The organism is Rothia nasimurium (assembly GCF_928392795.1).
Classification (GTDB): domain Bacteria; phylum Actinomycetota; class Actinomycetes; order Actinomycetales; family Micrococcaceae; genus Rothia; species Rothia nasimurium_F.
In genome coordinates this window covers 124,226-148,790 of record NZ_CAKMTJ010000007.1, presented here as the reverse complement: position 1 = coordinate 148,790, position 24,565 = coordinate 124,226, and the positions used below count along the sequence as shown (strand labels likewise).

Sequence of the window (24,565 nt, the reverse complement as noted above, 5' to 3'; positions counted from 1 at the left end):
AAGTCCTTCGTTGAACCAACATACCCAAGGGTCAGAACCCCAGGCCCCTGCTGAAACTTCAACCGACATGCTCTACCAGATCGACGACACCCCACCCCTCGGTGTCTCTATCCTGCTAGCGCTCCAACACATCCTGGCAGCCTTCGCCGGAATCATCGCAGTACCCCTGGTTGTCTGCACCGCCCTCGGCTTTAACGTCGCCCAAACCTCACTGATGGTCAGCGCCTCCATCTTCGTCGCGGGCCTCACCACCTTCATCCAGTCCCGCGGCATCGGCCCCGTGGGCGCTCGCGTGCCCGGCATGATGGGCACCGACTTCACCTTCGTCAACCCCACCATCGCGGTTGGCTCCCAGTTCGGCATGGCCGGAATCGTGGCCGCCACCATCAGCGCCTCACTAGTTGAGATTGTGCTCTCCCGCTTCATTAAGCCCCTGATGCGCTTCTTCCCGCCGCTGATTACCGGCACCGTGGTGGCCCTCATCGGCATCACCCTGCTACCGGTCTCCATGGACTGGGCAGCAGGCGGCGCGGGCTCCGAGGACTACGGCTCCCTGCAGAACCTCACCATTGCCTTCGGCGTCATGGCCCTCACCCTCGCGATCGCCCACTTTGGCCGCGGTATTCTGCGCGCTGCTGCCGTCTTTATCGGCATGGTCGTCGGCTACCTGGTCTGCATCCCCCTGGGCCTAGTTGACCTTTCTGTCGTCTCAGACGCCGCCTGGTTCGCCCTGCCCAACATCTTCGCCTACGGCCTGCACTTTGACCTGGCCTCCACCCTGGCCTTCGTCCCCGCCTACATCGTCTCCACCATCGGAACGGTCGGCATCATGATGGCTATCGGCCAGGCCTCCGGCGCCACACTCGACAGCAAGCGCGTCTCTAACGGCGTACTTGCGGACGGCGTCGGCTCAGCTCTAGCAGGCGCTTTCGGCGCGGGCCCCAACACCGCCTTCTCCCAGAACGTCGGCCTGATTACCCTCACCAAGGTAGCCTCCCGCCGCGTCATGATTACCGCAGGCATCATCCTGGCTATCCTCGGCGTCTTCCCCAAGCTCTCAGCCCTGATTTCCGTGATGCCCCAGCCCGTCCTCGGTGGTGCAGGCGTCATCATGTTCGGTCTGGTCGCAGCCCAGGGCATCAAAACCCTCACCACCATCGAACTGGGTGACCGCGAACTGCTCATCGTCTCGGTGGCCTTCGCCCTGGGCATTGGCGTGACTGTGCGCCCCGACATGCTCGCCAACCTGCCCACCGCCCTGCAGATGATTCTCTCCTCCGGCATCTCCACCGGAACCCTGGCAGCCCTGCTGCTCAACATCATCCTGGTTGACCGAAAGAAGAAAACAGCATGAAACTCCTCGAAGACCGCATCCGCCGCGACGGCCGCATCCTGCCCGGCAACATCCTCAAAGTCGACCAGTTCGTCAACCACCAGGTCGACCCCCAGCTCATGATGGACATGGGCCGCGACTTCGCCGAGCACTTCAAGGACGCTGGAATCACCCGCGTCCTCACCCTCGAAGTCTCCGGCATCTCTATGGCCATGACCGCTGCCCTGCACCTGGGCGTGCCCATGGTCTTTGCCAAGAAGATTTCCTCCAAAACCCTCTCCACCGACACCTACCACTCCAAGGTTTTCTCGTATACCAAGAAAATCGAGTACGACATCCGCGTCGACAAGCGTTTTGTCACCCCCGAGGACCGCATCCTGATTATCGATGACTTCCTCGCCAACGGCCAGGCCCTGCACGGCCTAACCCACCTCTGCGAACAGGGCGGGGCCCAGGTAGCCGGCATCGGTATCGCCATCGAAAAGGTCTTCCAGGGCGGCGGCAAAGAATTCCGCGACCGCGGCTACGACGTCTACTCCCTGGCCATGATCGACCACTTCACCGACGACGGAGTGGTCTTTACCCACGAGGTAGAAAAAACCCAGTAGCACAGCAACCAGCTCAAGAAATGCTCCCCTCCACCCTGAACCGGTGGAAGGGAGCATTTTCTTTTCTCAATCACCCACAAAGCCTAGCGGTAGAGCTGCTCATCGAGCAGGGCGTCCTCCACCTCTTCATCGGTAATCTTCTTACTGCGCTTAGGGGCCTTGGGGCGCACGATGGACTTCATATGCGCGGGCATATCATCCACAAACTCCATGCGGCGGCGCACCACCTCTTCGTCCTCATCGCCGATATAGGTGCCATCAGCATCGTAGAACTGACCAAAATAGGCCTCAAGCTCAGCGGCAACCTGCGCATCGAGCTCATCGTTGCGCACCTTCTGGCGGGCAGACCAGAAATAGGCAATATAGAACATGGCCGCAAAACAGTACCACTGCACCGAATACGACAGGTTCGGCCCGTAATCTTCCTCCGGCTTATCCTTGACAACCGGGGCGCTCGCCGGAGCCGGGCTCTCAGAAGCCATCACACCGTAATTGACCGTATCGAGATCAAGACCGGTCACCTCAGCAACCTCGGGAAGGTCAATACTGCTAATCTGCCCATCCACCGATGAAGCACCCGTATCAATCTCACCCTCCACCAGACGCACCGTAATCGTCACCTGCCCAGCCGGGGGAGCAGGCACCGGGGAAGCCGTCGAACCGGCATCCCCAAACGCAGCCTCCATCCAGCCGCGGTTGACCACCACAATATGGCCCTGGTCGGTCTGGAAAGGCACCAGCACCTCATACCCGTTCAACCCGTTATAGGGCCGGTTGCGCACCAGCAACTGGTGCTCACTCAGGTACTGGCCGGTCATGGTCACCGGCTGCCAGCGCAGCTCAGAATGAGCGGACGCAAACAGGCTAGAATCGTCCGCAAAATCCAGGGGAGCGGCATCATAGTTCTGCGAAATACGCTCATTCGAAAAATCAAGCGCCTCCTTACGGCTCATCTGCCAGCTCGCCAAATACAGGCATACCAGCGAGGCGACCACAGTCAGCACAAACAGGCCAACCCACTTACCAGAGAGCAAAAAACCGTATTTCTTCACAAGCAACCACCCTATCCCAGAGGGACAGTCTGCTTCCAAAAACTACGCGCCACCAAAAAATCCTGCAAATACTGCACGTGCTCCTCACAGGCCGCCCAGCTCTTGAGCCGCCCCGGGGCATGCACCTTCGGGTTATTCCACAGCACCTCAAAACGAGCCTGCTTCTGGCAGCCCTTACGACTACACTTCACAAAATCAGGCCCCTGCTCACCCGCAGCAGCCTGACCCTGATTCAAAGACCCTAAAATATCCACTCGCTACCCCTTACTATCCTCATCAAAAACCACTTCACCATCAATAATCACAGGCTCACCTGAACAATCTGCCCAGGGGTTAGCCGGGGGAGTGCTCGCCCCACCTGCCGGGGAATCGTGAGCACCGGCGTCCGCACCCTCAGAACCCTGGCCCTGAGCAGCCTCAGCGCGTGCAGCCCGGTCAGCCTGCGCCGCCTCAATCGCGGCCTGCTGCTCCGGCGGCAGCATGGCAGAAAACCCACCGCCACCCTGCTGAGCCTCACCGTTAGCCACCACCACTGCCGTCCAGGGAATAATCGCAGCCGCAGCCAGGCACACCCACTGCCACACCCCCTCCACCATCACCGCAGCGATGATAAAGACAATGCGCAAAAACATCTTGAAAGCATAAACCTTAGCCCGAGAACTGACCCCCACAGACTGCCGCTCAGCAGCGTCCGTAATCTCAAAAACCTCAGGCTCCCCCGAAGAGTAACCGGCAGCCTGCAAATCCTCAGCAGTCCAATACTTCTGCGCCACCGGAAAACCTCCTCACACAGGCACAAACTCACCCCACCAGTCTACCCCCGACCATCAACCCCACCCCACACTCTAACCGAACCCAACAGGCCAAATAACACGCGCCTACTTGAACAAACCACCACTTTTTTCTCAAGAGCGTAAGATAGGGGCAGAACCAAAACCCCACAACAAGGTGAAACAATGACCAACCCCACCGTACTCATCACCGGCGGCAACCGAGGCATCGGCTACGCCATCGCCACCGAATTCAAAAAAGCCGGCTACAACGTCGCCATCACTTACCGCTCCGGCGAACCCCCCGCAGAATTCTTCGCCGTCAAAGCAGACGTCACCGACACAGCCTCCATCGACGTAGCCTTCACCGCCGTCGAAGCAGAATTCGGCCCCGTAGGCGTCGTCATCGCCAACGCCGGCATCACCAAAGACACCCTGCTCATGCGCATGAAAGAAGACGACTTCACCTCCGTCATCGACACCAACCTCACCGGAGCCTTCCGCGTCGCCCAACGCGCCACCAAGGGCCTACTCAAAAACAAGGGCGGCCGCATCATCTTCATCTCCTCCGTCGTCGGCCTCTACGGCAACCCCGGCCAGGTCAACTACTCAGCCTCCAAAGCCGGACTCGTCGGCATGGCCCGCTCCATCACCCGCGAACTCGGCGCCCGCAACATCACCGCCAACGTCATCGCCCCCGGCTTCATCAAAACCGACATGACCGAAGAACTCTCCGACGACCTCAAAAAGCAGTACACCGACTCCATCCCCGCCCGCCGCTTCGCCGAACCCAAAGAAATCGCCGACGTAGCCCTCTTCCTCGCCTCCGACGCCGCAGGGTACATCTCAGGTGCCGTGATTCCCGTTGACGGTGGCCTGGGCATGGGGCACTAATACAGCCTGGGCGGTGTGTGCCAGCGAAGGGCGGTAGCTCCCCTCTGCCGACTAACCTTCTCGCCGGTTCGCTATCGCTCACAGGCGATTCATGCCAGCCCCAGCCAGTCGGCTGCCGGGGAGCTACCGCCCACTGCTACCTAAACAAATCATTTATACAGCGCTAATAAGGACTCAGAATGTCACTTCAGAACAAGACCATTATCATTACCGGTTCCTCCCGCGGCGTGGGCGCAGACACTGCCCAGATTCTTGCCGCCCAGGGAGCCAACATCATCGTCAACTACCGCTCTAAGGCACCCCGTGCCACCAAGGTTGTTGCGGCCATTGAAGAAGCCGGTGGCAAGGCTGTTGCCGTACAGGGCGATGTGACCAAGGCTGAGGACGCCGCCGCCCTGGTAGAAGCTGCCATCGAGAACTTCGGCTCCCTGGACTACCTCATTCTCAACGCCTCTGGCGGCATGGAGGCCGGTATGCCCGACGACTACGCCATGGTGCTCAACCGCGACTCCCAGCTGCGCCTGGCCCGCCTGGCAGCCGAAAAGATGCCTGAGGGCGGCCGCATCGTCTTTGTGACCAGCCACCAGGCCCACTTCATCCGCGAAGTAGAGACTATGCCCGAGTACAAGCCGGTTGCTGAGTCCAAGCGCGCCGGCGAGGACGCCCTGCTAGCAGAAATCCCCGCCCTCACCGAAAAGGGCATCTCCCTGGTGGTTATCTCCGCCGACATGATTGAGGGTACCGTCACCGCGGCCCTACTCAACCGCCTGCACCCCGGCGCCATTGAGGCCCGCCGCGAAGAAGCCGGCAAGCTCTACACCGTCAACGAGTTCGCCCAGGAAGTTGCCAAGATGGTAACTGCCGACGTTGAAACCGGCCACATCGAGCTGGTCGGCGGCGCAGGCGGCTTCATTAAGTAGTCACCCGCCGAACTTTGTACCGCACCCTGCACGTTTTTAGGGTCAAAAGTGGGCAGGGCATGGTACAAACCCGATGATTTCAGCACGTAAAAGGACGCTGGTAGCCACCTACCAGCGTCCTTTTGCCTGCCCTACGGGGCAAAATGAAGCGAGTGTCTAGAGACCAGCGAAGTGGCGTACCGCGTCCAGTCGCAGAGTGTTAATCTGGGCGTCTGCGACCTCAAGCAGGGCGGTCTTAGCGTTGAAGGCAACACCCAGCTCAGCCTCAAGAATCATGAGCACATCGTTAGCTCCGTCGCCCACAGCAATGGTCTGGGAGGACTTGATATCGAACTCCTTAGCCCACTCCTTCAACGACTCCTTCTTGACCTCACCGGTAATGACCTCACCACTCACCTTGCCGGTCAGCTTGCCCTCGATGATGTCAAGGACGTTGGCGCGCGCCTTGGAAAGGTTCAGGTAGCCCGCTAGCGGGGAAAGTACCTGCACGAAACCACCGGATACAACGCACACCTCGTGGCCAGCCGCTAGGAAAACCTCAACCAGCTTGGTGGCACCGGGGGAGTAGAGCACCCGAGACGCTACCTCGTCGATGACTGACTCATCGAGACCAGCAAGGGTGGCAACCCGCTCACGCAAGGACGCCTCAAAATCGAGCTCCCCGCGCATCGCCCGCTCGGTCACCTCAGCAACCTCAGCGCCGCGTCCTGCCGCAGCTGCCAGCTCATCAATGACCTCCTGACGAATCAGGGTAGAGTCAACATCCATAATGAGCAGCTTCTTCTCATCGTTGGCCAGCTCAGCGGGCACCACATTCAGGTCAAAGCCCAGCGAGCGTGCCCCATCGAGCAGCCCCAGGGCGCCGCGGGCATCCTCAACACCACCGCGCTCCCACGAAGCCGCAGCAATATAGACCGAGTAGGCCGGGCCCTCAGCCTCGCGCTCCACGCGAGAGGCAGGAACCTCCATCAAAAGACCCGACTCAAGCTCCAGACCCTCAACCGCCTGCAGCGCAGCAACCAGCTGCTCCTCGGTAGCAATCAGGGGGGCGTCCGCACGAGAAATAGCAACAATATTCACAGAAGTACTCATAGGCACCATTATCTACTAAAGTTGTGAACCATGGCATCAGTTCTTGAACTTAATAAGGTTACTGTCTCACGAAGCGGTAAGAACCTCATCCACAACATCACCTGGTCTGTCGAAGAAGGCGAACGCTGGGTCGTCCTTGGCCCCAACGGCGCGGGCAAAACCACCCTGCTCTCCATTGCGGCAGCCCGCCTGCACCCCACCCGCGGCGAAGTCGACATCCTCGACGAAATCCTCGGCGCCGTCGACGTTTTTGAACTACGCCCCCGCATCGGCCTCTCATCAGCCCCCATGGCCGCCCAAATCCCCAGCAACGAAACCGTGCTCGATGTCGTCATCACCGCAGCCTACGGCGTAGCAGGCCGCTGGAACGAAGAATACGACTCCTTCGACGACAACCAGGGCAAGGCCCTTCTTGACGATTGGGGGGTAGCCCACCTAGCTGACCGCCCCTTCGGCACCCTCTCGGAAGGTGAGAAGAAGCGCGTGCTCATTGCTCGCGCCCTGATGACAGACCCCGAAATGCTGATTCTCGATGAACCCGGTGCCGGTATGGATATTGCCGGGCGTGAAGGTTTGGTCAAGCGCCTGACCCACCTGGCTCTAGACCCCTACGCCCCTGCCACTATTTTGGTCACCCACCACCTGGAAGAGATTCCCGCGGGCTTCACCCACGCCCTGCTGCTGCGCGAGGGCGAAATTGTTGCTGCTGGCCCCATCGAAGAAACCCTCACCCAGGCCAATGTTTCTGCCACCTACGGTCTAGATTTGGACCTCACCATTCACGATTCTGGCCGCTACTCAGCCTTCGCCCGCTAGAGAACCGAGAATGAAGCCCAAACAGCTCACCCCTGAGCAGCTGGCAGAACGCTCTGCCCGCGTTGCTGCCCTGCCTAACGTACATCCCCTCAGCACGGCCCCGAGCGAGGCCACCCGCTTCTACACCCACCTCACCGACGTCAAACTGCGCTCCATCAAAGAACCCGAATGGGGAATCTACATTGCAGAATCCTCCAAGGTAATCCGCCGGGCGCTCGCCGCCGGGCACCGGCCTCTCTCGTTTCTCATGAGCGAAAAATGGGCCGACGACCTCATTGACGTGTTGCAGGAGCACCCCGAGGTACCCGCCTATGTGGGAAGTGAGGACGAGCTGGAGCAGGTTACCGGCTTCGCCCTGCACCGCGGGGCCCTGGCCGCCATGGCTAGGCCCGAACCTGTTCCCTTACAAACCCTGCTTGAGGGGGTGCGGCGCATCGCAATTCTGGAAGACATCGTGGACCACACCAACGTGGGTGCCATCTTCCGCTCGGCAGCCGCCCTCGACGTCGACCTGGTGCTGGTGACCCCGCGCTGCGCTGACCCGCTCTACCGGCGCTCAATCCGCGTCTCCATGGGAACCGTCTTCCAGGTACCCTGGGCCAGACTGGACTCCTGGCCCGGCGCCCTCGACACCCTGCACGCAGCGGGCTTCACCACCGCCGCGCTCGCCTTAGAAGAGGATTCTTTGAGCCTGACCGAACTGGCTAACCGCAACGATGAGAAACTAGCTCTGATTTTGGGCACCGAGGGGCACGGGCTGGCAAAGTCCACCCTGGCAGCTACCCAGCACACCGTCATGATTCCCATGAGCCACGGGGTTGATTCCCTCAATGTAGCGGCCGCCTCAGCCGTTGCCTTCTGGGAAACCCGCCCAAAGATGGTAGAGTAGTTCCTCGGTTGTAAACCGCAACCACCGGTAGGCACCCGCCCCGGTAGCAACAAGATATGCACTGGCAAAATCCAGGGCACGAAGAAGGTAAATATCATGCAGGCTGGCATCCACCCTGAATACAACTACGTTCTCTTCCGCGACCTCGCATCAGGCGAGACCTTCCTGACCAAGTCAACTATGACTTCTCAGAAGACCGAAAAGTGGGAAGACGGCAACGAGTACCCCCTCGTAGAAGTTGAAATCTCATCAGCTTCACACCCCTTCTACACCGGCAAGCAGCGCATCATGGACGCCGCTGGTCGTGTTGAGCGCTTCAACGCTCGCTTCGCAAACTTCGGCAAGAAGGCCTAAGTTTACAGCCAGTCTATTCAGGCTTAATATCACACCCCGTGACCGTGATTTATCACGCGTTACGGGGTGTTTTTGTAGGTTCACTGCGTAGAATTGGGTTCGATTCACTCCGCGTATTACACCCTTGCCGGGTGGTTGCGCCCCTTTTGAGACAAGTTAGGGAGGTACCGTGTCCGTCGCGGCTCACGAAGAAGAACCTAAAAAGAAGAAAAGTAAAAAAGCCCTCTGGATTACCCTGCTCATTCTGCTGCTGATTCCGGTCATCGCTGTGGGCGGGTACCTGTTCATGATCAATAAGGCATGGAATAAGTCTGAGACCTTTGATAGCGCCATGCCGAATGAGGACGGCTCCGTAACTACCCCCCATAATGACGAGCTGCAGAAAATAGTAGATGAGGCAGCTAACGCAACGATTACCAATGAATCGGGCGCTACCTTAGAAAGTAACGTCTCTGAGGGCGATGCTAACGGTAACGGCATCCTTGATATCTATGAAGGTGGTGCCGTCACCGACCGTCCGGTTAACACTGCTGCCACCGATATCCTGCTGCTAGGTTCTGACCAGCGTTCCGGTGCCGAAGCACAGGTTGTGACCGGTGCCCGAGCAGATACCATCATGGTGCTGCACATCCCTGAGGACGGCTCCGCTGCCTACCTGATCTCGGTAATGCGCGATACCTGGGTTAATATCCCCGGTTACGGCTCCCACAAGGTTAATGCCGGTCTGAACTACGGTGGTGTTGACCTGCAGGTTGCTACCATTGAGCAGCTTCTCGGCATCCAGATGGATCACGTCGCTGAAATTGACTTCCAGGGTTTTAAGGCTCTGGTTGATACCCTGGGCGGTGTAACTGTTGATGTTCCCTTCGCTTTTAACGCAACTCCCGCTGGGTACTCCTTTGCTGCTGGTCCTCAAACCATGACCGGTGGTGAGGCGCTGGTCTTCGTGCGCGAACGCTACGTTTTCTCTGACGGTGACTACCAGCGCGTCCGTAACCAGCGTGCCTTCCTGCGCGGCGTCTATAACGAGCTAAAAGCCGATGGTGCCCTGTCTTCTGCTAGCAAGCTGCTGCAGGTCATCGAGTCTGTATCTCCCTACATGACCGTAGATCAGGGTCTATCCCCTTCAGCCATCGTGGGTATTGCCCAGCCTGTTCTGGCTAACGGTAACACTCAGCTGGTTTCCATGACCCTGCCGAATGCCGGTACCGGCTGGTCCTGGGATGGTCAGTCGATTGTGGTGCTCGATGCCGCTGCAACCAGCGCTCTGTCGAACGCTCTGAAGACCGATACCATGCCTAGTTACATTGCTACCTACGGTTCTGACTAAATCCAGGTAGTCCCTCGCCAGAGGATATAAGGGGAGCCCCACCAAACTGGTGGGGCTCCCCTTATATTTTCTTTTTACCTTGAGGCTAGTGTTCGAGCGGGTCGGCAGATACTTCTTCTTCGGTATAGCTGTTATCGCGACCGACGAAGAGAGCCAGGAAGGCTACGGATGCGCCGAGCACTATACCTAAAATGCCGAGCAGGGGCTTGAAGAAGACAAGAACCAGACCTGTGACCAGGATAAGTCCACCGACAAGCCCAAGGAGAACAGAGATGCGCTGTAGGCCCAGGGAATGTGCGGCGGTGGGTTCTGCGGCTTCTACGCCGTTGGCTTCAACGGTAGTGTGCTCGCTTGCGGCCGGACGGTTGGGCATGAGTGAGCGCTTTTTCTTGGGGGCGTTGCTGCGGGTCGCTTCACCCTCGGTCGGCACATAGGCGGGGGGCACCTCGTAGGAGGGTGCAGCCGGTAGAAGCTCGGGCAGGTAGTTGGGGAGCTCCTGGTACCACTCGGTGGGAATCTCAGAGGGGCGGACGGCCTGCACCGTCAGGGACAGCTCAAAGGAGTTGCCGCGAATCGTGCCCCAGGCGCTGGTGAGCTTATCGTGCTCGTAGGCGTAGCGGATGACAGGGGCCAGCTGCTCGGAGATCTGGGTGGAAAGGCGGCCCACCACCTTGCGGTCGTGCAGGACGTCGACCGAGTCAACCACACGCCCGTCCGCGTGCTTAATCTGGTTGTTCTCCAGGGAGAGAATCACCCGACCCTCACCGGAGGGAGGCAGGATGGAGTGCAGGTACTCGGAGTGGTCTTTCTCATCGAGCACCTTCATAGAGGCCCCCTGGGGTAGCAGGGTTGCCTGGGTGGGGGCATTGTTGAGGGGGAAGAGGGAGCCAGGGGCGCTCAGGGAGAGCTGGCCGCTGCTTTCGATGTGGGTTTCACCGGTGACCCCGCGCAGAACAGCAGAGAGCTGCATACGGGTCACAGCGTCGTAGCCCGAGGCCACAACGCGGGTAATCGGGCCCCAATAGGCAGCGGAGTCCTCGGGGGAAAGACGCCCCAGCTTAAGGTCGTCAGCGTAGACCGCAATGGCCTGGGGCTGGTAGGGGTTATCGGGTTCTGGTACAAGGCGAACCTCACCGTTCCAGACCCGTTCACGGTCAATCAAGAGTTCTTCAAAAACCTGAAGAATTTCTGCATCGTAGTAGTCATCGGTGATGACCTGCACGGTGCCGCGATCGCCCAGTACGTAGTCGGTCACAGTAGGCTCCTTATCCCAAAAAGTTACTCTCTATAGCTTCTCACGAAAAAGCCGATTTTGGTTTGCAATGCTGCGTCCCAAAACCGGCTTTCTGCGTAGATTCCCAGGTAAAGACCTAGTTACCTGCCACCTCTTCGGTGGCAGATGCGTTATAGGCCTGAGCGGTAAGGATGCGGACGGCATCATCGAGTAGCTCCCGCACCAGTCGCACCAGGGCGGTGGGGGCGTCCGTATGCTCGGCTAGCCAGCGCTCGGTGGCGCGGACGACCGGGTGGGTTCCCGCAGTGCCCTCTGCCAGCTCTACCGCCGGGTAGAGGCCACGAATAACACGGGTAGCCATACCGCCGGTACGGGCAGCCCAGGTGGGGGCAAGAAGCTCAAAGAAAGCATCCCGGTAACCGGTGCGCAGCTCCTCCGGCCCGTGCTGGAAACCAGCAGCGGTCGCCGACAGCAACTCATTCGATAGGCTCATATCTTCAGTCACCAGGTTCCAGGCGGCCTGCTTCGCAGCCGCCACCGGCAGAGCAGCGGTCGCAAAAGCATAGCCACGCTCAGCCGTGGCAGAAGGACGGAAAGACCGCGCCTCATCCAGCTCCTGCCGAGTCACCGCGTCCTGAACCGCAAGCGCCCCCAGAGCCTTCCAACCCAGAGTCTGGTTATAGCTCATACCAGGAGCATCAGAAATAAAGCCCTCAACCTGCCTGCTCGCACCCCGCGCCAGATCCTGAGCGAACTCAAGACCCAACTGCGAATGCGCCGACACAGACAGTAGTGCCCGCACCAGAATCAGCTGCTCATCACTACCCTCCTTCGCGCTAGCAAGAGCCTCAGACAGCGCAGCATACAGGGCATCCCACAACTCCCCACGAGCACCCGCCGGAGTGTACAAAGAAATCGCAGCCTGCGCCTGATCCACAATATTCGACAGAAGAGTAGCGGACGGCTCAGCAGCGGCAGCCTGCCCCACAGCCAGCACAAACCGGCGGCTAGCAAGCTTCCCATCACGCACCATATTCCACAAGCTACCCCACAGCAACCCGCGCGACAGGGCATCCTCCACCGACGATATCTGGCTCAAAGCCAACTCAAGCCCATCAGCCTCAGCCAGGGCAACCTTGGCATAGGTCAAATCCTCAGCATTGAGCAAAACCAGATCAGCAGCAGCCACAAGAGCCTGCTCCTGCTCAGTCAACTCAACCAGCACCTCATTCTGACCCACAGGAAGATCAGCAGACACCACACCCGTCGGTACCAGACGTCCGCCCTCAGACGCGAACAGGGCAATCTTCAACAGGTGCGGACGCCCCAGCTCAGCGGGAACACCCACAGGCAACACCTGACGCACCACCAGCTGCACAGAACCATCAGCACCGGTTACACGCTCACACGACAGCTCAGACAAACCACTGGTCTGCAACCAAGCCTCAGCCCAAGTGCGCACATCCCGATCAGAAACCTCATCAAGCACACCCAAGAAATCATCCAGAGTCGTATTACCCCACTCAAACCGCTTAAAGTACACCCGCGCAGCCTCAATAAACTGATCAAACCCAACATAAGCAACCAGCTGCTTCAGGGCGCTCGCCCCCTTGGCGTAGGTAATACCGTCAAAGTTCTGACGGGCAGCTTCAAGGTGGGGGATATCCGCAACAATCGGGTGAGTAGTCGGCAGCTGATCCTGACGGTAAGCCCAAGCCTTACGGGAATTCGCAAAGGTGACCCAGGCATCCTTATAGCCATTGGCCTCAGCAGCGCCCAGGTGCCCCATGAAGTCTGCAAAAGACTCCTTGAGCCACAGTTCATTCCACCACTTCATGGTGACCAGGTCACCAAACCACATGTGGCTCATCTCGTGGCAAATCACATTAGCCCGGCCCTCAAGCTGGGACTCATCAGCGCCGGAGACAAAAATGTACCCCTCGGTGAAGGTCACCAGGCCGGGGTTCTCCATCGCCCCCAGGTTGTATTCCGGCACAAAAGCCTGCTCGTACTTGGGGTAGGGGTAGGCATAGTCAAAGAGGTCCTGGAAGAAGTCCAGACCCTGCTTGGTCACGGTAAAAATGTTCTGGTAGTCAAAGTGCTCTTTGAGAGACTGACGGCAGTAGGCAACCAGGGGGATAGGCCCGGAATTAACAGCGGACGCGGGGGTGTAGGTGTCGAAAGCGGTAAAGTACTCGCCGGCCACAATGGCGGTGATGTAGGTGGAGATACGGGCAGTAGGCTTGAAGACACGCTTGGAAATCGATGAATCTGACGGGTCATCAATTTCGCGGTCCAGCTCAGCATTCGAGCTCACCACCCAGCTCTTAGGGGCCGTAATACGGAAGTTAAACACAGCCTTGAGGTCGGGTTGCTCAAAATTCGGGAAAACCCGACGACAATCCGCCGGCTCATACTGGGTGTAGAGATAAATCTTGCCATCGGCCGGGTCGATGTAGCGGTGCAGACCTTCGCCTGAGCGGCTAAAGTACGACCGCCCCTTGATGGTGAGAGTATTTTCCGTCTGTAACTGGGGGAGGGTGATGCGAGAGCCCTCAACCACCTCATCAACAGGCAGCGACACTCCGTTGAGCTTCACCGACTCCACCGACTGATGAATGTAGTCAATAAAGGTGCTAGCACCCTCGGTCGCCGTAAACCGGACAGTGGTGGCTACCGGGTAGGTTTCAAAATCAGAGCTGGCATGGGTGAGATCAACATGCACATCGTAGGTATCAACGCTGATAGTACGGGCGCGCAGAGCGGCCTCTTCTTGAGTCAAATTTTCGTTATTCACATCACTATAGTAAGCCCCTGTATGTACAAGGTCGAGCTGGGGAGTGATGGTGGGGTGGTGGAAGGTGGATTTTGCACGTTCGCTCAACATTGTGTATAGTAATAACTCGTTGCCAGCACGGCTTCAGTTGAAGTCTGTAAGACGCCTTGCGCGGGTGGCGGAATAGGCAGACGCGCTAGCTTGAGGTGCTAGTCCTCGTATTAGAGGGTGGGGGTTCAAGTCCCCCCTCGCGCACAATAAACCCCATGTGGGACATATAAAAAACCGGCTCCTGTTGACAGGGGCCGGTTTTTTATTGACTTAGGCCCTATTGCTACGAACCAGGCCCTGGCGGAATTCTTATGCTCCGGTAGATTATCAACTTTATTCATCAGTTAAACTGATAATTTTTGGCTGGCGCCCTTAAAAAATTTTGAAATCGGTGGCAGCTCCCTGCCTTTAAGCCAGTCTCTCTAGCCTTCAACCGGGCGATAAACTAGCCCTATGCAGCCTACTGAACCCCGTGCGTCCGCCCCGCTCCTTGACCATACCTACAGTGAGACCTTCCCCGGCCTCACCCGCCCTGCCCAGCCGGATATCCCGCAGGGGACCCGCCTGACCTGGCTCAACGAGAATCTTGCCCGCGACTTGGGGCTGAACCCGGCCTGGTTGCGCACTGACGCCGGTCTAGCCTGGATGACCGGCAGGGGAGAGGCCCCCACGGTCGCCCTGGCCTACTCGGGCTACCAGTTCGGGCAGCTCTCGCCGGTGCTGGGCGATGGTCGGGCCCACCTCGTTGGTGAACTGGCTATCCCCGCGCGGGAAGAAGGCGGTAGTGCTGCCCGCTGCGATTTACACATCAAAGGCAGTGGCCGGACGCCCTTCTCGCGCCCCGGTTCGGACGGCAAGGCTCCACTCTCGGCGGCCTGGCGCGAGGCGGTCATCGGGGAGTCCCTGCATGCGCTCGGTCTGCCGACCACCAGAGCCCTGGCTGTGTTCGAGACCGGCGAGAAGGTGCAGCGCCGCGCACCTGAACCGGAACCGGCGGGGCTGGTTCTGCGTGTTGCCGCCAGCCACCTGCGGGTAGGTACCTTCCAGTTTGCCCAGTACCACTGCGACCCCGAGGTGCGGGGGCAGCTGGTCGATTATGCCCTGGCCCGTCATTACCCCGACCTCACCCCGGGAGAAACCCGCAGTGAGCGGGCCCTTGCCCTGCTTCGTGCTGTGGCGCAGCGGCAAGCTCACCTGGTAGCTAGCTGGCAGGCGCTGGGGTTCGTGCACGGGGTGCTCAACACCGATAACGTGACTATATCCGGCGAGGCTATCGATTTTGGCCCCTGCGCTTTCATTGATGCTTTTGAGCGCGGCAAGGTTTTTAGTTCTATCGACCGTCAGGGCCGCTACGCCTACAACCACCAGCCCGGTATCACCGCCTGGAACCTTTCCCGCTTTGCTGAAACCCTGCTCGATATCATCGACCCTGAAGATCCGAACCGGGCAATCCACCTAGCCACCGAAGTGATTTCGGAGTTCGAAGATGAAGTGGTAGAGCAGCAAATAGCGGCATTTGCTATCAAGCTGGGGCTTGACCTGGGCGGGGTTGGTGAGGACGTCCGCGCCCAAGTGGGCAGGTTCGGGCAGGCAACTCTGGGGCTGCTAGAGCGCCACGCGCTGGACTTTACAGGGTTCTTTAGGTCTTTGGCTGAAGGAACCTGCATGCTACCCGAGGAAGACCGGCAGGGCTGGTTGGCTCGATGGGAAGAACTGAAGGTCGCTACAGGTACTACCCCTGAACGGGCCACGGAACTCATGCTGGCACATAACCCTGTCTACATCCCCAGAAATTTAGCCCTCGACGCTGCCCTACGGCAGATGGAGCGCGGGAATCGGCAACCGATTGAGGAGCTGCTGGAAGCCGTCAGTAACCCCTTTGAGCGCCATGCCGGCCTGGACTATCTGGAAGGCGCTCCTGCCGAGTCCCGCTTCTTCACGAGCTTTTGCGGAACATAGAGCAACTTCTCTTATCTAGAATTTGGTTTAAAAAGGCCGGGGCCTACCACCGACAAGTTCGGTGACAGGCCCCGGCCTTCTGCTAGCGGGAGCGCCTAGCGGGAGCGGCATCTTCAGCCTGCTTGTTGCCCTGGGCATTTTCCTGCAGACCTGAAGCTGCACGCAGCGGGGGAGTCTTGAAGAAGAGAGCCAGAACAAAGGCCAGAACGGTGGCAAAGAAGGCAACCCAGTAGACCGACAGGGTTGAAGCGTTGAAGCCAACCATGAAGGGGCGGGTGAGGCGGGCGTCCGCACCGGTGAGGTAAGAGGTATCAGAGGTTGAAACGCCTGAACCTTCACCATCGGTGGAGGTAGAAGAAATCTGCTCTGCCAGGGTGGGGGTGAGCTGGTCTACCCAGTAGGAGCGCTGGGCTTCATCGGACCAGTCAACGGCCAGGGTGCCGTCCTGAACCGACGCGTGAGCCTGCTCGGCGGCAGATGCCAGTGCGGCCTCTTCAGCGGCCGGGGTGGCTTCAGCTACCTGGGTGTCAATGAAGGTCTGGGCCTGGTCGGCAGGCAGGGCACCAGCGTCAACCTGGGCCTGAACCGCAGCAGAAACCTGCTGGTACACCGTATCGTCGGCGGCGGTTCGAGCCTGGTCAGAGGCGGTTGAGAGCTGAGAGGCGATAGAGCTCTGGACGGGCTCCACAATCTGATTCCACATCTGCTCCATGATGCCCTGGTTTTCAGGAGCGGAGGCCACTGCGGGAGTCAGCGCGGCGTCAAGACCCGAACGCAGGTCGTCCTCGTTGCCCATGGCCTTCATGATGTTGCCGGGCATAGCTGAGAAGAGAACCGACAGCAGGACGGCGGTACCCATGGTGCCACCGATCTGACGGAAGAAGGTGGCGGCGGAGGACGCCACACCCATGTAGGAGGGAGCAACAGCATTCTGGGCTGCCAGGGTCAGGGACTGCATGAGCTGACCCAGGCCAAGACCCATGATGAACATGCCCAGCATGAGGAACCAGAGGGGGCGGTCCGCTGTCATGAAGGTCAGGTAGTAGTAGGCAACTACCATGAGGGCGGTGCCCAGAATGGGGAAGATGCGGTATTTACCGGTGCTAGCGACCATGCGACCCGACACGATGGAGGCGGTCATAATACCGGCCATCATGGGTAGGGTTGCGAAGCCCGACTCGGTGGGGGTTAGCCCGGTGACAATCTGCAGGTAGAGGGGGATAGTCATCATGGCGCCGAACATGCCGAAGCCAACCAGGAAGCCCAGAAGGGACGACATGGAGAAGGCACCGGAGCGGAAGAGAGCCAGCGGGAGGATGGCGTCCTGGCCCATCTTGGATTCGATGATGAGGAAGGCTGCTAGACCCAGGGCGGAGATGACGAAGCAGGTGATGGACGCAGCGGAGGTCCAGCCCCATTCGCGACCCTGTTCAGCCACGAGCAGGAGGGGGACCAGAGCTACAACAACGCTGGTTGCACCCCACCAGTCAACGCGGGGCTTGAGGGCAGCATCGGTGATGCGGGGCAGGTGCAGGAACTTCCAGACCATAGCCAGGGCAATGATGCCGATGGGGACGTTGATGAGGAAGACCCAGCGCCAGCCGGTAATCCACAGAATTTCGTCGCTACCGGCAAAGAGGCCACCGGTGAGGGGGCCGAGCACGGAGGAGATGCCAAAGACGGCCAGAAAGTAGCCCTGGTACTTGGCGCGCTCACGGGGAGCCAGCATATCACCCATAATCGCCATGGGTAGAGACATGAGGGCGCCCGCACCGATGCCCTGGAAAGCGCGGAAGGCAGCCAGCATAATCATCGAGGTGGAGAAGCTGGAAAAAAGCGAACCCAGAATAAAGACGACGATACCGAAGAGGTAGAGGGGGCGACGGCCGAAGAGGTCGGAGAGCTTGCCGTAGATAGGGGTGGTGATCGTGGAGGTGATCATGTAGGCGGTGGTGACCCACGCCTGCTGTTCTAGGCCGTGGAGGTCATCACCGATCGTCCTGATAGCTGTAGAGACGATGGTTTGATCGAGGGATGAGAGGAACATGCCCGCCATAAGACCGACGATGACCAGCATGATTTGCCGATGGGTCATGAGGGGTTGGTCTTGGGTGGTTGTCTGCTCTGGTGTAGCTGGTGCTGTAGACATGACGAACCTTTAGGTCTGGAGTGAATTGCGGGTTCGCGCGGTTTTGCTTGGTCTACGGTGCGCGGACGCTTGTGGCGGGCGGTTGCGTAGTCTTGGGTTCGCGAACTTAACAAGCTTAAGTGCAGTTCTGCAAAAATACTTCCTTCTGAAAGCGTCTTGTGCACCACAGTGGGCAGGGTAGCTTGAAATTATCTACGTAAGACCGGGTGTGAGCTTTCACAAAGGGTCATCCTGCACATATTTGGTTTTGTGGGCTTTTCTGAGTAAAGGTCAGCAAAACCCCAAATGAAAAGCAGATAAACCCACATAAAAGCGTATTTTTTCTGGCATACTTGAGATGTAACGAACACAAAACAACCCCACAGCATCTGCTGAAAGGAACCTCCCATGGCTCTCGAAAAGAAGAACACCAAGCTCGGCGTTATCGGCGCAGGTGGTGTTGGTTCAGCAACCGCCTACGCAGCAACCCTGCGCGGCGCAGCTGATGAAATCGTTATCTACGACATCGCCGGTGAGCGCGCTGAGGCAGAAGGCCTCGATATCGCCCACGGCACCATGTTCGCCCACGAAGCTGAAGTTTCAGGCAGCGGCGATGTAGAAATCCTGCGCGACTCAGACCTCATCATCGTTACCGCAGGCGCCCGCCAGAAGCCCGGTCAGCCCCGCCTCGAACTGGCAGAAGCAAACGTCAACATCTTCAAGTCCATGCTTCCCAAGGTCATGGAGGTAGCCCCCAACGCTATCCTCATGATCGTCACCAACCCCTGCGACGTCCTCGCCGTTGTTGCTCAGAAGATCACCGGCCTGCCCACCGAGCGCTGCTTCGCATCAGGTACCGTGCTCGACTCATCCCGCCTGCGCTGGCTGATCGCTGAAAAGGCTGGTGTCTCCATCAAGTCAGTTCACGCCAACATCGTTGGTGAGCACGGCGACTCAGAATTCCCCGTCTGGTCAGCAGCCAACATCGGTATGGTTCCCCTTGATGAGTGGACCAACGAAGACGGCGAAAAGGTCTTCACCGAAGAGGTCAAGGCAGAACTGGCAGAAGAAGCTATGCGTGCAGCCTACAAGGTCATCGAAGGTAAGGGTTCCACCAACTACGCCATCGGTATCTCAGCTACCCGCATCGCCGAAGCTATCCTGCACGGCCAGGACGCCGTACTCAACGTCGCAACCCAGGTGCGCGGCCGCTACGGCATCGAGGGCGAAGCCGCTCTCTCACTGCCCTCCGTTGTCTCCCGTGACGGCGTCAAGCGTGTACTCGACGTCCCCATGACCGATGAGGAAATCGAGCGTCTGCGCGCCTCAGCCAACGCCATCAACTCCTCACTGGCAACCCTGGGCTTCTAAAACCGGTAAGTCACTAGCGCATCCGAAGCCTGGCCCTATAGACGGTGCCGCCCCGCTCCCACCCGAGCGGGGCGGCACTGTTATGTGTGATTCACCAAATTTTCACCGCTCGGTATTTCCCACCTACCGAGAAAGGGGGTAACGTCTACTGTATGAGTAATAACCCTCGTGCCGAACTGGCTCACCTGACCGCCGCCCTCGAAGAGCACCTCAACGCTATTATCAATAGCCGCGGTGAACACGACGCCGCCGTCGACAACACCTACGTAGCCATCGCAAACGCCTTTGAACGCTACGAAGAAGCCCTGTTCGACGCCTACGAAGAGGTCACACCGCTCGAAGTTTTCATCGAAGATGAAGACGACGACGATGACTTTGACTACGACTTCGATGATGAAGACGACGAAGACGATGATGATGAGGTGGAGTACTACCTCGATGAAGAGCAGAAGTAGACCGGTTACCTAAGTTCTACCTGTTATTCCAAGCACAGCACCGCGAGCGGTGCTGTGCTTTTTCTTTGACTCGCGTAGAGTTTTCTGCTGTGGAATGGATACAAGCAATCATCCTGGGTCTCGTCCAGGGTCTAACTGAGTTTTTGCCGATCTCGTCATCGGGTCATATTCGTATCGTGGGTCAGTTCTTGCCGAACAGCGAGGATCCCGGTGCGGCTTTTACCGCTATTACCCAGCTGGGTACTGAAGCGGCTGTTTTGGTCTTCTTCTGGAAGGACATCGTTCGCATCATCAAGAACTGGTTCGGTTCTTTGGTGGGCAAGGTTGATAAGAAGGATCCGGACGCCCGCATGGGCTGGTTCATTATCATCGGCTCCCTGCCGATTGGTATTCTGGGCATCCTGCTGGAGAACTACATCGATTCAACCTTCCGTAGCCTCTGGATTACCGCAACCATGCTGATTGTGTTCGCAATCTTCCTGGGTATTGCAGACCGTATCGGTCGCGAACAGCGCGAGCTGAAAGACCTCACCATCAAGCACGGTATTCTGTACGGTTTCGCGCAGGCCCTGGCCCTGGTTCCCGGTGTTTCTCGCTCCGGCGGTACTATCATGGCCGGTCTGCTCATGGGCTACACCCGTGAGGCTGCCGCCCGTTACTCCTTCCTGCTGGCAATCCCCGCGGTTTTCGCATCGGGTCTCTATAAGCTGGCAGGCAGCATCTCCGAGGGCTTCACCGGCTACTACGGTTTCGGCTCCACCATGGTCGCAACCCTGGTTGCTTTCGTGGTCGGCTACCTGATTATTGGTTGGTTCCTCAAGTACGTTTCCAACAAGAGCTACAGCATCTTCGTCTGGTACCGTATCGCCCTGGGTCTTGCCCTGTACATCCTGCTGGGCACCGGCGTCCTCGCCGCGTAGACCTGTCTCACTTTTTACCCGCCCGGAAATACCTTTCCGGGCGGGTATTGTTTTAGGAAGAGAAAAAGTGCCGCCCGAGGCTATTCGGGGTAGGCGCACATCAACTATCGTGAGGTTTTCATGCGAGCTTGGGACCAGCCCACCATTCCGTCACTCCCGGGGCAGGCGCCCCTTCCCACCGTCTTTGATACTGCGGCCGGGGGCAGGCAGACCCTCGAGCGTGAGAGCCGTGCAGGGCTGTATGTCTGCGGCATTACCCCCTACGACGCTACCCACATGGGGCACGCTTCTACCTATGTTGCTTTTGACGTGCTGAACCGGGCCTGGCGCGATGCCGGGGTAGAGGTAACCTTCGTACAGAACGTCACCGACGTTGATGATCCCCTGCTTGAACGTGCCGAAGCGACCGGCGTTGACTGGCGGCAGCTGGCTGAGGAACAGACCGAGCTGTTCCGTACCGATATGGTGGCCCTGAACGTCATTGCCCCCGACCACTACGTGAGCGTTGTCGACTCGGTGCCCTCTGTGGCGGCTGCCGTGCAGAAACTGTTGCACGAGGGCGTGGCCTACCGCGTGCCCGGTTTCACCGATGAGCATGGTGTTACCCAGCCCGACGGTGATATCTACTTCGATATTGAGGCCGCCCAGAAACTGGGTGAAGGCCGCGAAGGCGGCTGGTCGCTGGGTCAGGTGGCCCATTACAGTCTGGAAGAGATGCTGACCATTTTTGGCGAGCGCGGCGGTGACCCTAATCGCCCCGGTAAGCGTAATGCCCTTGACCCCCTGCTGTGGCGCGTTGAGCGGGCGGGGGAGCCTGCCTGGGAGGCGGGGGAGCTAGGACGCGGCCGCCCCGGCTGGCATATCGAGTGCAGTGTGATCTCGAGTGAGTTCTTGGGCGCACCCTTCTCTGTTCAGGGCGGTGGCTCTGACCTGATTTTCCCGCACCACGATTTGGGTTCGAGCCATTCCTTTGCCCTGAACGGTGAGCCTATGGCCCGCCACTACATGCACACCGGCATGGTGGGTCTTGACGGGGAGAAGATGAGCAAGTCCCTGGGTAACCTGGTGCTGGTGTCGAAGCTGCGGGCTGCCGGTGTAGAACCTGCTGCTATCCGCCTGGCGATTATGGATAACCACTACCGCACCGACTGGTTCTGGCAGGAAGATTTGCTGACCAAGGCCCAGGGGCGTCTGGAACTCTACCGCTCGGCTGCGGAAGCTGCCGAGGGGCAGCCCGATGAGGCCGCCCTTTCCCTGCTTGAGAGCGTCCGCCAGCATCTTGCCGACGACCTCAACACTCCCGCCGCTCTGGTTGCCCTTGACCAGTGGGCCCTCTCTACCCTTGAGAACGGTGGTGCCGGCGGTCAGCTGGTAGCCGACCTGCTCATGGCCCGCCTGGGTGTTGATTTGGTACCTGCTGCCTAGTTGTCGTCCTGGTCCTTGAGGAATTTCTCGAACTGGGCCGCAATATCTATTTGGCTGAGGTCAGCGATATCGTCGTTGGCCTCAGCTATTGATTCTAGGGTTCGTACGTAGCTGGCCAGCTCGGGCTCGTCCTCGATGAGGGCGTCGGCCTGGTGGTTCCAGCTGGCGATGTCGTCTGCGCTGCGCTCTAGGGGCATGGGGAAGCCCAGAATCGCTTCGAGGGCAGAGAGCAGGGTGAAGGTTGCCTTGGGGTGGGGCGGCTCAGGCAGGTAGTGGGGAACCGAGACCCAGAGGGAGAGGGCCGGTATATGAGCCTGCCCGGCTTCGAACGCCAACACGCCGATCAGGCCGGTTGGGCCCTGGTAGGTATTGGCTTCTACGCCCTCTAAGGCGAGGACGCTGCTGGTATAGCTGGTAACGCTCAGCGGCAGGGGGCGGGTATGGGGGACCTCATCGAGCAGGGCCCCGCAGAAAACAACCAGGTCAACCTGTTCCCGTTGCACCAGGTCTTTAAAACGCTCGATGTAGGTCTGCCAGTTCATGGAGGGTTCGGGACCCGAGAGGGTCAGCAGGCGGACGCCGGCGGTGGTGTGTGCCTCGGTGAAGACTGTATCGGGCCAGGCAATGCGCTGGGTGCCGTCCTCGTCGATACTCAGAAGAGGCCGGGTTTCGGTGTAGTTGTAGCAGCCGCTCACGTCAAAGCCGGGCGCCGGTGTGGCGGGGTAGTGCTCCCACAGTGCGCGGAAGGCGTCGATAACGGCATCACCGGCGTCATTCCACCCAGCGAAACCGACCAGGAGCACGGTGGGGGCGTGAGCCGGTAGGGTGGAGGTGCTTGCAAAATGGTTCAGAGCGTTGAGGGGGAGGGGCTGATTAATCACCCCCATATCCTACTCCTGATAGGCCGTAACCTCTACAGGCAATAGACTAGAGAGTTCCGGGGCGGTAGCTCCGGTGATGTAGCGCTCAGGAGGTAAAGGTATGACGTCCCATCCGGGTCTTCGGATTGGTTCTTTCGCGGGGGCGCCAATATATCTGCGCCTCTCCTGGTTCCCCCTCATGGCTTTGGTTGTGGTGGGTTACGGTATGAATCTGGCGTCATTGCGGTCTTTAACAGAGGTGCAGGGCTATCTCGCTGCAGGTGTGGTTGCCGGTACCCTGGCGCTGGGTGTTTTCGCCCACGAACTTGCCCACGCAGCTGTGGGCCGGGCACGGGGGGTGCGGATTTCGTCCATCTCCCTGAACATGTGGGGCGGGCAGACCAAGATGCAGACCGCTTCGGCAGCTACCTCGCTGCTGGTGTCGGTGGCTGGCCCGCTGGTGAACTTTGCGGTAGCGGCCCTGTGCCAGCTTATCTGGCTGGTGACGGGTTCCGCCGACTTCTTTGGCTTCGCCTTAGCTGCCCAGGTCAACCTTGCTATCGGTATTTTTAACCTGATACCGGCCTTCCCCCTCGACGGTGGCTATGCCCTCGAAGCCCTGGTCTTTATCCTGGTAGGACGCCGGTCGGTGGCAACCCGGGTGACGGCCTATACGGGACTTCTGCTCCTTGCCCTCTTAGCTAGCGCCCTGCTCTTTACCGGCCTGTGGCGGTCCCCCTGGGTGTTACTGGTGGCCGCTGCCCTGGCCTTTTATCTGTGGAGCGGTACCAACCACTCCCTCAAACAACTCGCGCAGGATTCTGACCCTCACCACCCCCTACGGGCGTCCGCCCTGATGGTTCCCGCCCAGCTTGCTGACCCGCACAGCAGCATCGGTGGTGCCCACCAGCGCTGGGACGGCGTATCCCACCTTCTCCTGGTAGAGCAGCAGGGAACATCCGTGCACCCCCTAGCCCTCGTTGAACCCACAACGCTCGCTGCCTCGCTGGGCACTCTTGACCAGCAGCCTCTAGCTGCAATCGCCCAGCCCCTTGCAGCCCGCACCCTGGGCATCCAGACCGGTTACATCGACACCCTCGATGAGTACAGCGGCTTTGCCCACTACCGGCTGCCCGAAGAGCAGCGGGGGCAGAACCTCACCTGGGTGGTGATGGACGCCGCCACCCCCGTAGGGCTGGTGACCTCCCAGGCCATGACCCAGGCGGTGCTCGCCACCGTGGGCGCTGGCACGTCTTCATCTAAATGACCCCACCGCGCTTTTCTGAGACAATAGAAGAAACCAGACCAAAAACGAAAGAGAAATCTGA

General features: G+C 59.2%; 22 protein-coding genes and 1 tRNA gene. 15 read left to right on the top strand and 8 right to left on the bottom strand.

Translation table 11 applies throughout. The features are described 5' to 3' along the window. Positions 1-10 precede the first annotated feature (10 nt). Both L6963_RS08905 and L6963_RS08900 read left to right on the top strand, forming a co-directional pair. Entirely contained in the window at positions 11-1,354 is a 1,344-nt protein-coding gene (locus tag L6963_RS08905; protein ID WP_237195932.1) for a nucleobase:cation symporter-2 family protein, read from the top strand. After that, entirely contained in the window at positions 1,351-1,941 is a 591-nt protein-coding gene (locus L6963_RS08900; RefSeq protein WP_237195934.1) for a xanthine phosphoribosyltransferase, read from the top strand. Before L6963_RS08905 ends, L6963_RS08900 begins: the two co-directional genes overlap by 4 nt. Before the next feature lie 83 nt (positions 1,942-2,024). Here L6963_RS08900 and L6963_RS08895 read toward each other — a convergent pair whose 3' ends face one another. From L6963_RS08895 to L6963_RS08885, 3 genes are read right to left on the bottom strand one after another with little or no spacing between them, the layout of a single operon-like run. Further along, positions 2,025-2,993, bottom strand: coding sequence for an SURF1 family protein (locus L6963_RS08895; RefSeq protein ID WP_237195936.1), 969 nt, complete (start codon positions 2,991-2,993; stop codon positions 2,025-2,027). A gap of 11 nt (positions 2,994-3,004) precedes the next feature. Next, complete coding sequence (locus L6963_RS08890; RefSeq protein ID WP_237207669.1) at positions 3,005-3,247, bottom strand: acetone carboxylase; 243 nt, start codon at positions 3,245-3,247, stop codon at positions 3,005-3,007. A 3-nt stretch (positions 3,248-3,250) separates the two neighbouring features. After that, complete coding sequence (locus tag L6963_RS08885; protein ID WP_237207668.1) at positions 3,251-3,766, bottom strand: DUF3099 domain-containing protein; 516 nt, start codon at positions 3,764-3,766, stop codon at positions 3,251-3,253. A 183-nt stretch (positions 3,767-3,949) separates the two neighbouring features. On the opposite strand from L6963_RS08885, the gene L6963_RS08880 reads away from it, so the two are divergent. Together L6963_RS08880 and L6963_RS08875 are read left to right on the top strand one after the other, a co-directional pair. Beyond that, on the top strand, positions 3,950-4,657 hold the full coding sequence (locus tag L6963_RS08880) for a beta-ketoacyl-ACP reductase (RefSeq protein WP_237207667.1): 708 nt from the start codon (positions 3,950-3,952) through the stop codon (positions 4,655-4,657). 179 nt (positions 4,658-4,836) lie between these two features. After that, the gene (locus L6963_RS08875) at positions 4,837-5,577 is read left to right on the top strand and encodes an SDR family oxidoreductase (RefSeq protein WP_237207666.1); all 741 of its coding nucleotides are present in this window, start codon (positions 4,837-4,839) and stop codon (positions 5,575-5,577) included. 156 nt (positions 5,578-5,733) lie between these two features. On the opposite strand, the gene serB is transcribed toward L6963_RS08875, so the two are convergent. Beyond that, positions 5,734-6,669, bottom strand: coding sequence for a phosphoserine phosphatase SerB (gene serB / locus L6963_RS08870; protein WP_237207665.1), 936 nt, complete (start codon positions 6,667-6,669; stop codon positions 5,734-5,736). 30 nt (positions 6,670-6,699) lie between these two features. Here serB and L6963_RS08865 point away from each other — a divergent pair, with 30 nt between their 5' ends. The 4 genes from L6963_RS08865 (at position 6,700) to L6963_RS08850 (ending at position 10,058) form a co-directional block, all read left to right on the top strand. Further along, positions 6,700-7,485 carry an ABC transporter ATP-binding protein gene (locus L6963_RS08865; protein WP_237207664.1) on the top strand — a complete coding sequence of 262 codons (786 nt, stop codon included), beginning with the start codon at positions 6,700-6,702 and terminating at the stop codon, positions 7,483-7,485. A 10-nt stretch (positions 7,486-7,495) separates the two neighbouring features. Beyond that, complete coding sequence (locus tag L6963_RS08860) at positions 7,496-8,374, top strand: TrmH family RNA methyltransferase (RefSeq protein WP_237207663.1); 879 nt, start codon at positions 7,496-7,498, stop codon at positions 8,372-8,374. A gap of 96 nt (positions 8,375-8,470) precedes the next feature. Next, entirely contained in the window at positions 8,471-8,728 is a 258-nt protein-coding gene (locus L6963_RS08855; protein WP_083091002.1) for a type B 50S ribosomal protein L31, read from the top strand. 169 nt (positions 8,729-8,897) lie between these two features. Next, positions 8,898-10,058, top strand: a complete 1,161-nt coding sequence (locus L6963_RS08850; protein WP_237199055.1) for an LCP family protein — start codon at positions 8,898-8,900, stop codon at positions 10,056-10,058. 85 nt (positions 10,059-10,143) lie between these two features. Here L6963_RS08850 and L6963_RS08845 read toward each other — a convergent pair whose 3' ends face one another. Together L6963_RS08845 and pepN are read right to left on the bottom strand one after the other, a co-directional pair. After that, entirely contained in the window at positions 10,144-11,313 is a 1,170-nt protein-coding gene (locus tag L6963_RS08845; protein WP_237207662.1) for an HIRAN domain-containing protein, read from the bottom strand. A gap of 115 nt (positions 11,314-11,428) precedes the next feature. After that, the gene (gene pepN, locus L6963_RS08840) at positions 11,429-14,089 is read right to left on the bottom strand and encodes an aminopeptidase N (protein ID WP_237207661.1); all 2,661 of its coding nucleotides are present in this window, start codon (positions 14,087-14,089) and stop codon (positions 11,429-11,431) included. Positions 14,090-14,237: 148 nt separating this feature from the next. On the opposite strand from pepN, the gene L6963_RS08835 reads away from it, so the two are divergent. Next, positions 14,238-14,323: transfer RNA gene (locus L6963_RS08835), tRNA-Leu, on the top strand. 249 nt (positions 14,324-14,572) lie between these two features. Continuing rightward, positions 14,573-16,078: a protein adenylyltransferase SelO family protein gene (locus tag L6963_RS08830; protein WP_237206647.1), complete on the top strand. Its 1,506-nt coding sequence runs from the start codon at positions 14,573-14,575 to the stop codon at positions 16,076-16,078. 82 nt (positions 16,079-16,160) lie between these two features. On the opposite strand, the gene L6963_RS08825 is transcribed toward L6963_RS08830, so the two are convergent. Continuing rightward, the gene (locus L6963_RS08825; RefSeq protein WP_237206646.1) at positions 16,161-18,227 is read right to left on the bottom strand and encodes an MDR family MFS transporter; all 2,067 of its coding nucleotides are present in this window, start codon (positions 18,225-18,227) and stop codon (positions 16,161-16,163) included. Between the two features lie 387 nt (positions 18,228-18,614). Here L6963_RS08825 and L6963_RS08820 point away from each other — a divergent pair, with 387 nt between their 5' ends. From L6963_RS08820 to mshC, 4 genes are all read left to right on the top strand, one after another. After that, positions 18,615-19,577, top strand: coding sequence for an L-lactate dehydrogenase (locus L6963_RS08820; protein ID WP_237185657.1), 963 nt, complete (start codon positions 18,615-18,617; stop codon positions 19,575-19,577). 152 nt (positions 19,578-19,729) lie between these two features. After that, the gene (locus L6963_RS08815; RefSeq protein ID WP_237206645.1) at positions 19,730-20,032 is read left to right on the top strand and encodes a hypothetical protein; all 303 of its coding nucleotides are present in this window, start codon (positions 19,730-19,732) and stop codon (positions 20,030-20,032) included. A gap of 89 nt (positions 20,033-20,121) precedes the next feature. Next, complete coding sequence (locus L6963_RS08810) at positions 20,122-20,952, top strand: undecaprenyl-diphosphate phosphatase (protein ID WP_237206644.1); 831 nt, start codon at positions 20,122-20,124, stop codon at positions 20,950-20,952. A gap of 120 nt (positions 20,953-21,072) precedes the next feature. Continuing rightward, positions 21,073-22,377: a cysteine--1-D-myo-inosityl 2-amino-2-deoxy-alpha-D-glucopyranoside ligase gene (gene mshC, locus L6963_RS08805; protein ID WP_237185660.1), complete on the top strand. Its 1,305-nt coding sequence runs from the start codon at positions 21,073-21,075 to the stop codon at positions 22,375-22,377. Here the strand turns inward: mshC and L6963_RS08800 are convergent. Then, positions 22,374-23,258 (bottom strand): PAC2 family protein, encoded by an 885-nt coding sequence (locus L6963_RS08800; protein ID WP_237209114.1) that lies wholly within the window; start codon positions 23,256-23,258, stop codon positions 22,374-22,376. The two genes, mshC and L6963_RS08800, sit on opposite strands and share 4 nt — an antisense overlap. Before the next feature lie 205 nt (positions 23,259-23,463). Between L6963_RS08800 and L6963_RS08795 the strand changes: the two genes are divergently transcribed. After that, a complete protein-coding gene (locus L6963_RS08795; RefSeq protein ID WP_237209115.1) occupies positions 23,464-24,504 on the top strand; it encodes a site-2 protease family protein in 1,041 nt (346 codons plus the stop codon). Positions 24,505-24,565 lie beyond the last annotated feature (61 nt).

What these genes read in the sequence shown, in the direction of transcription:
- L6963_RS08900 (WP_237195934.1), top strand. Translation starts at nt 1,351, where the DNA reads ATGAAACTCCTCGAAGACCGCATCCGCCGCGACGGCCGCATCCTGCCC.
- L6963_RS08880 (WP_237207667.1), top strand. Translation starts at nt 3,950, where the DNA reads ATGACCAACCCCACCGTACTCATCACCGGCGGCAACCGAGGCATCGGC.
- L6963_RS08875 (WP_237207666.1), top strand. Translation starts at nt 4,837, where the DNA reads ATGTCACTTCAGAACAAGACCATTATCATTACCGGTTCCTCCCGCGGC.
- serB (WP_237207665.1), bottom strand. Translation starts at nt 6,669, where the DNA reads ATGAGTACTTCTGTGAATATTGTTGCTATTTCTCGTGCGGACGCCCCC.
- L6963_RS08865 (WP_237207664.1), top strand. Translation starts at nt 6,700, where the DNA reads ATGGCATCAGTTCTTGAACTTAATAAGGTTACTGTCTCACGAAGCGGT.
- L6963_RS08860 (WP_237207663.1), top strand. Translation starts at nt 7,496, where the DNA reads ATGAAGCCCAAACAGCTCACCCCTGAGCAGCTGGCAGAACGCTCTGCC.
- L6963_RS08855 (WP_083091002.1), top strand. Translation starts at nt 8,471, where the DNA reads ATGCAGGCTGGCATCCACCCTGAATACAACTACGTTCTCTTCCGCGAC.
- L6963_RS08830 (WP_237206647.1), top strand. Translation starts at nt 14,573, where the DNA reads ATGCAGCCTACTGAACCCCGTGCGTCCGCCCCGCTCCTTGACCATACC.
- L6963_RS08825 (WP_237206646.1), bottom strand. Translation starts at nt 18,227, where the DNA reads ATGTCTACAGCACCAGCTACACCAGAGCAGACAACCACCCAAGACCAA.
- L6963_RS08820 (WP_237185657.1), top strand. Translation starts at nt 18,615, where the DNA reads ATGGCTCTCGAAAAGAAGAACACCAAGCTCGGCGTTATCGGCGCAGGT.
- L6963_RS08815 (WP_237206645.1), top strand. Translation starts at nt 19,730, where the DNA reads ATGAGTAATAACCCTCGTGCCGAACTGGCTCACCTGACCGCCGCCCTC.
- mshC (WP_237185660.1), top strand. Translation starts at nt 21,073, where the DNA reads ATGCGAGCTTGGGACCAGCCCACCATTCCGTCACTCCCGGGGCAGGCG.
- L6963_RS08795 (WP_237209115.1), top strand. Translation starts at nt 23,464, where the DNA reads ATGAATCTGGCGTCATTGCGGTCTTTAACAGAGGTGCAGGGCTATCTC.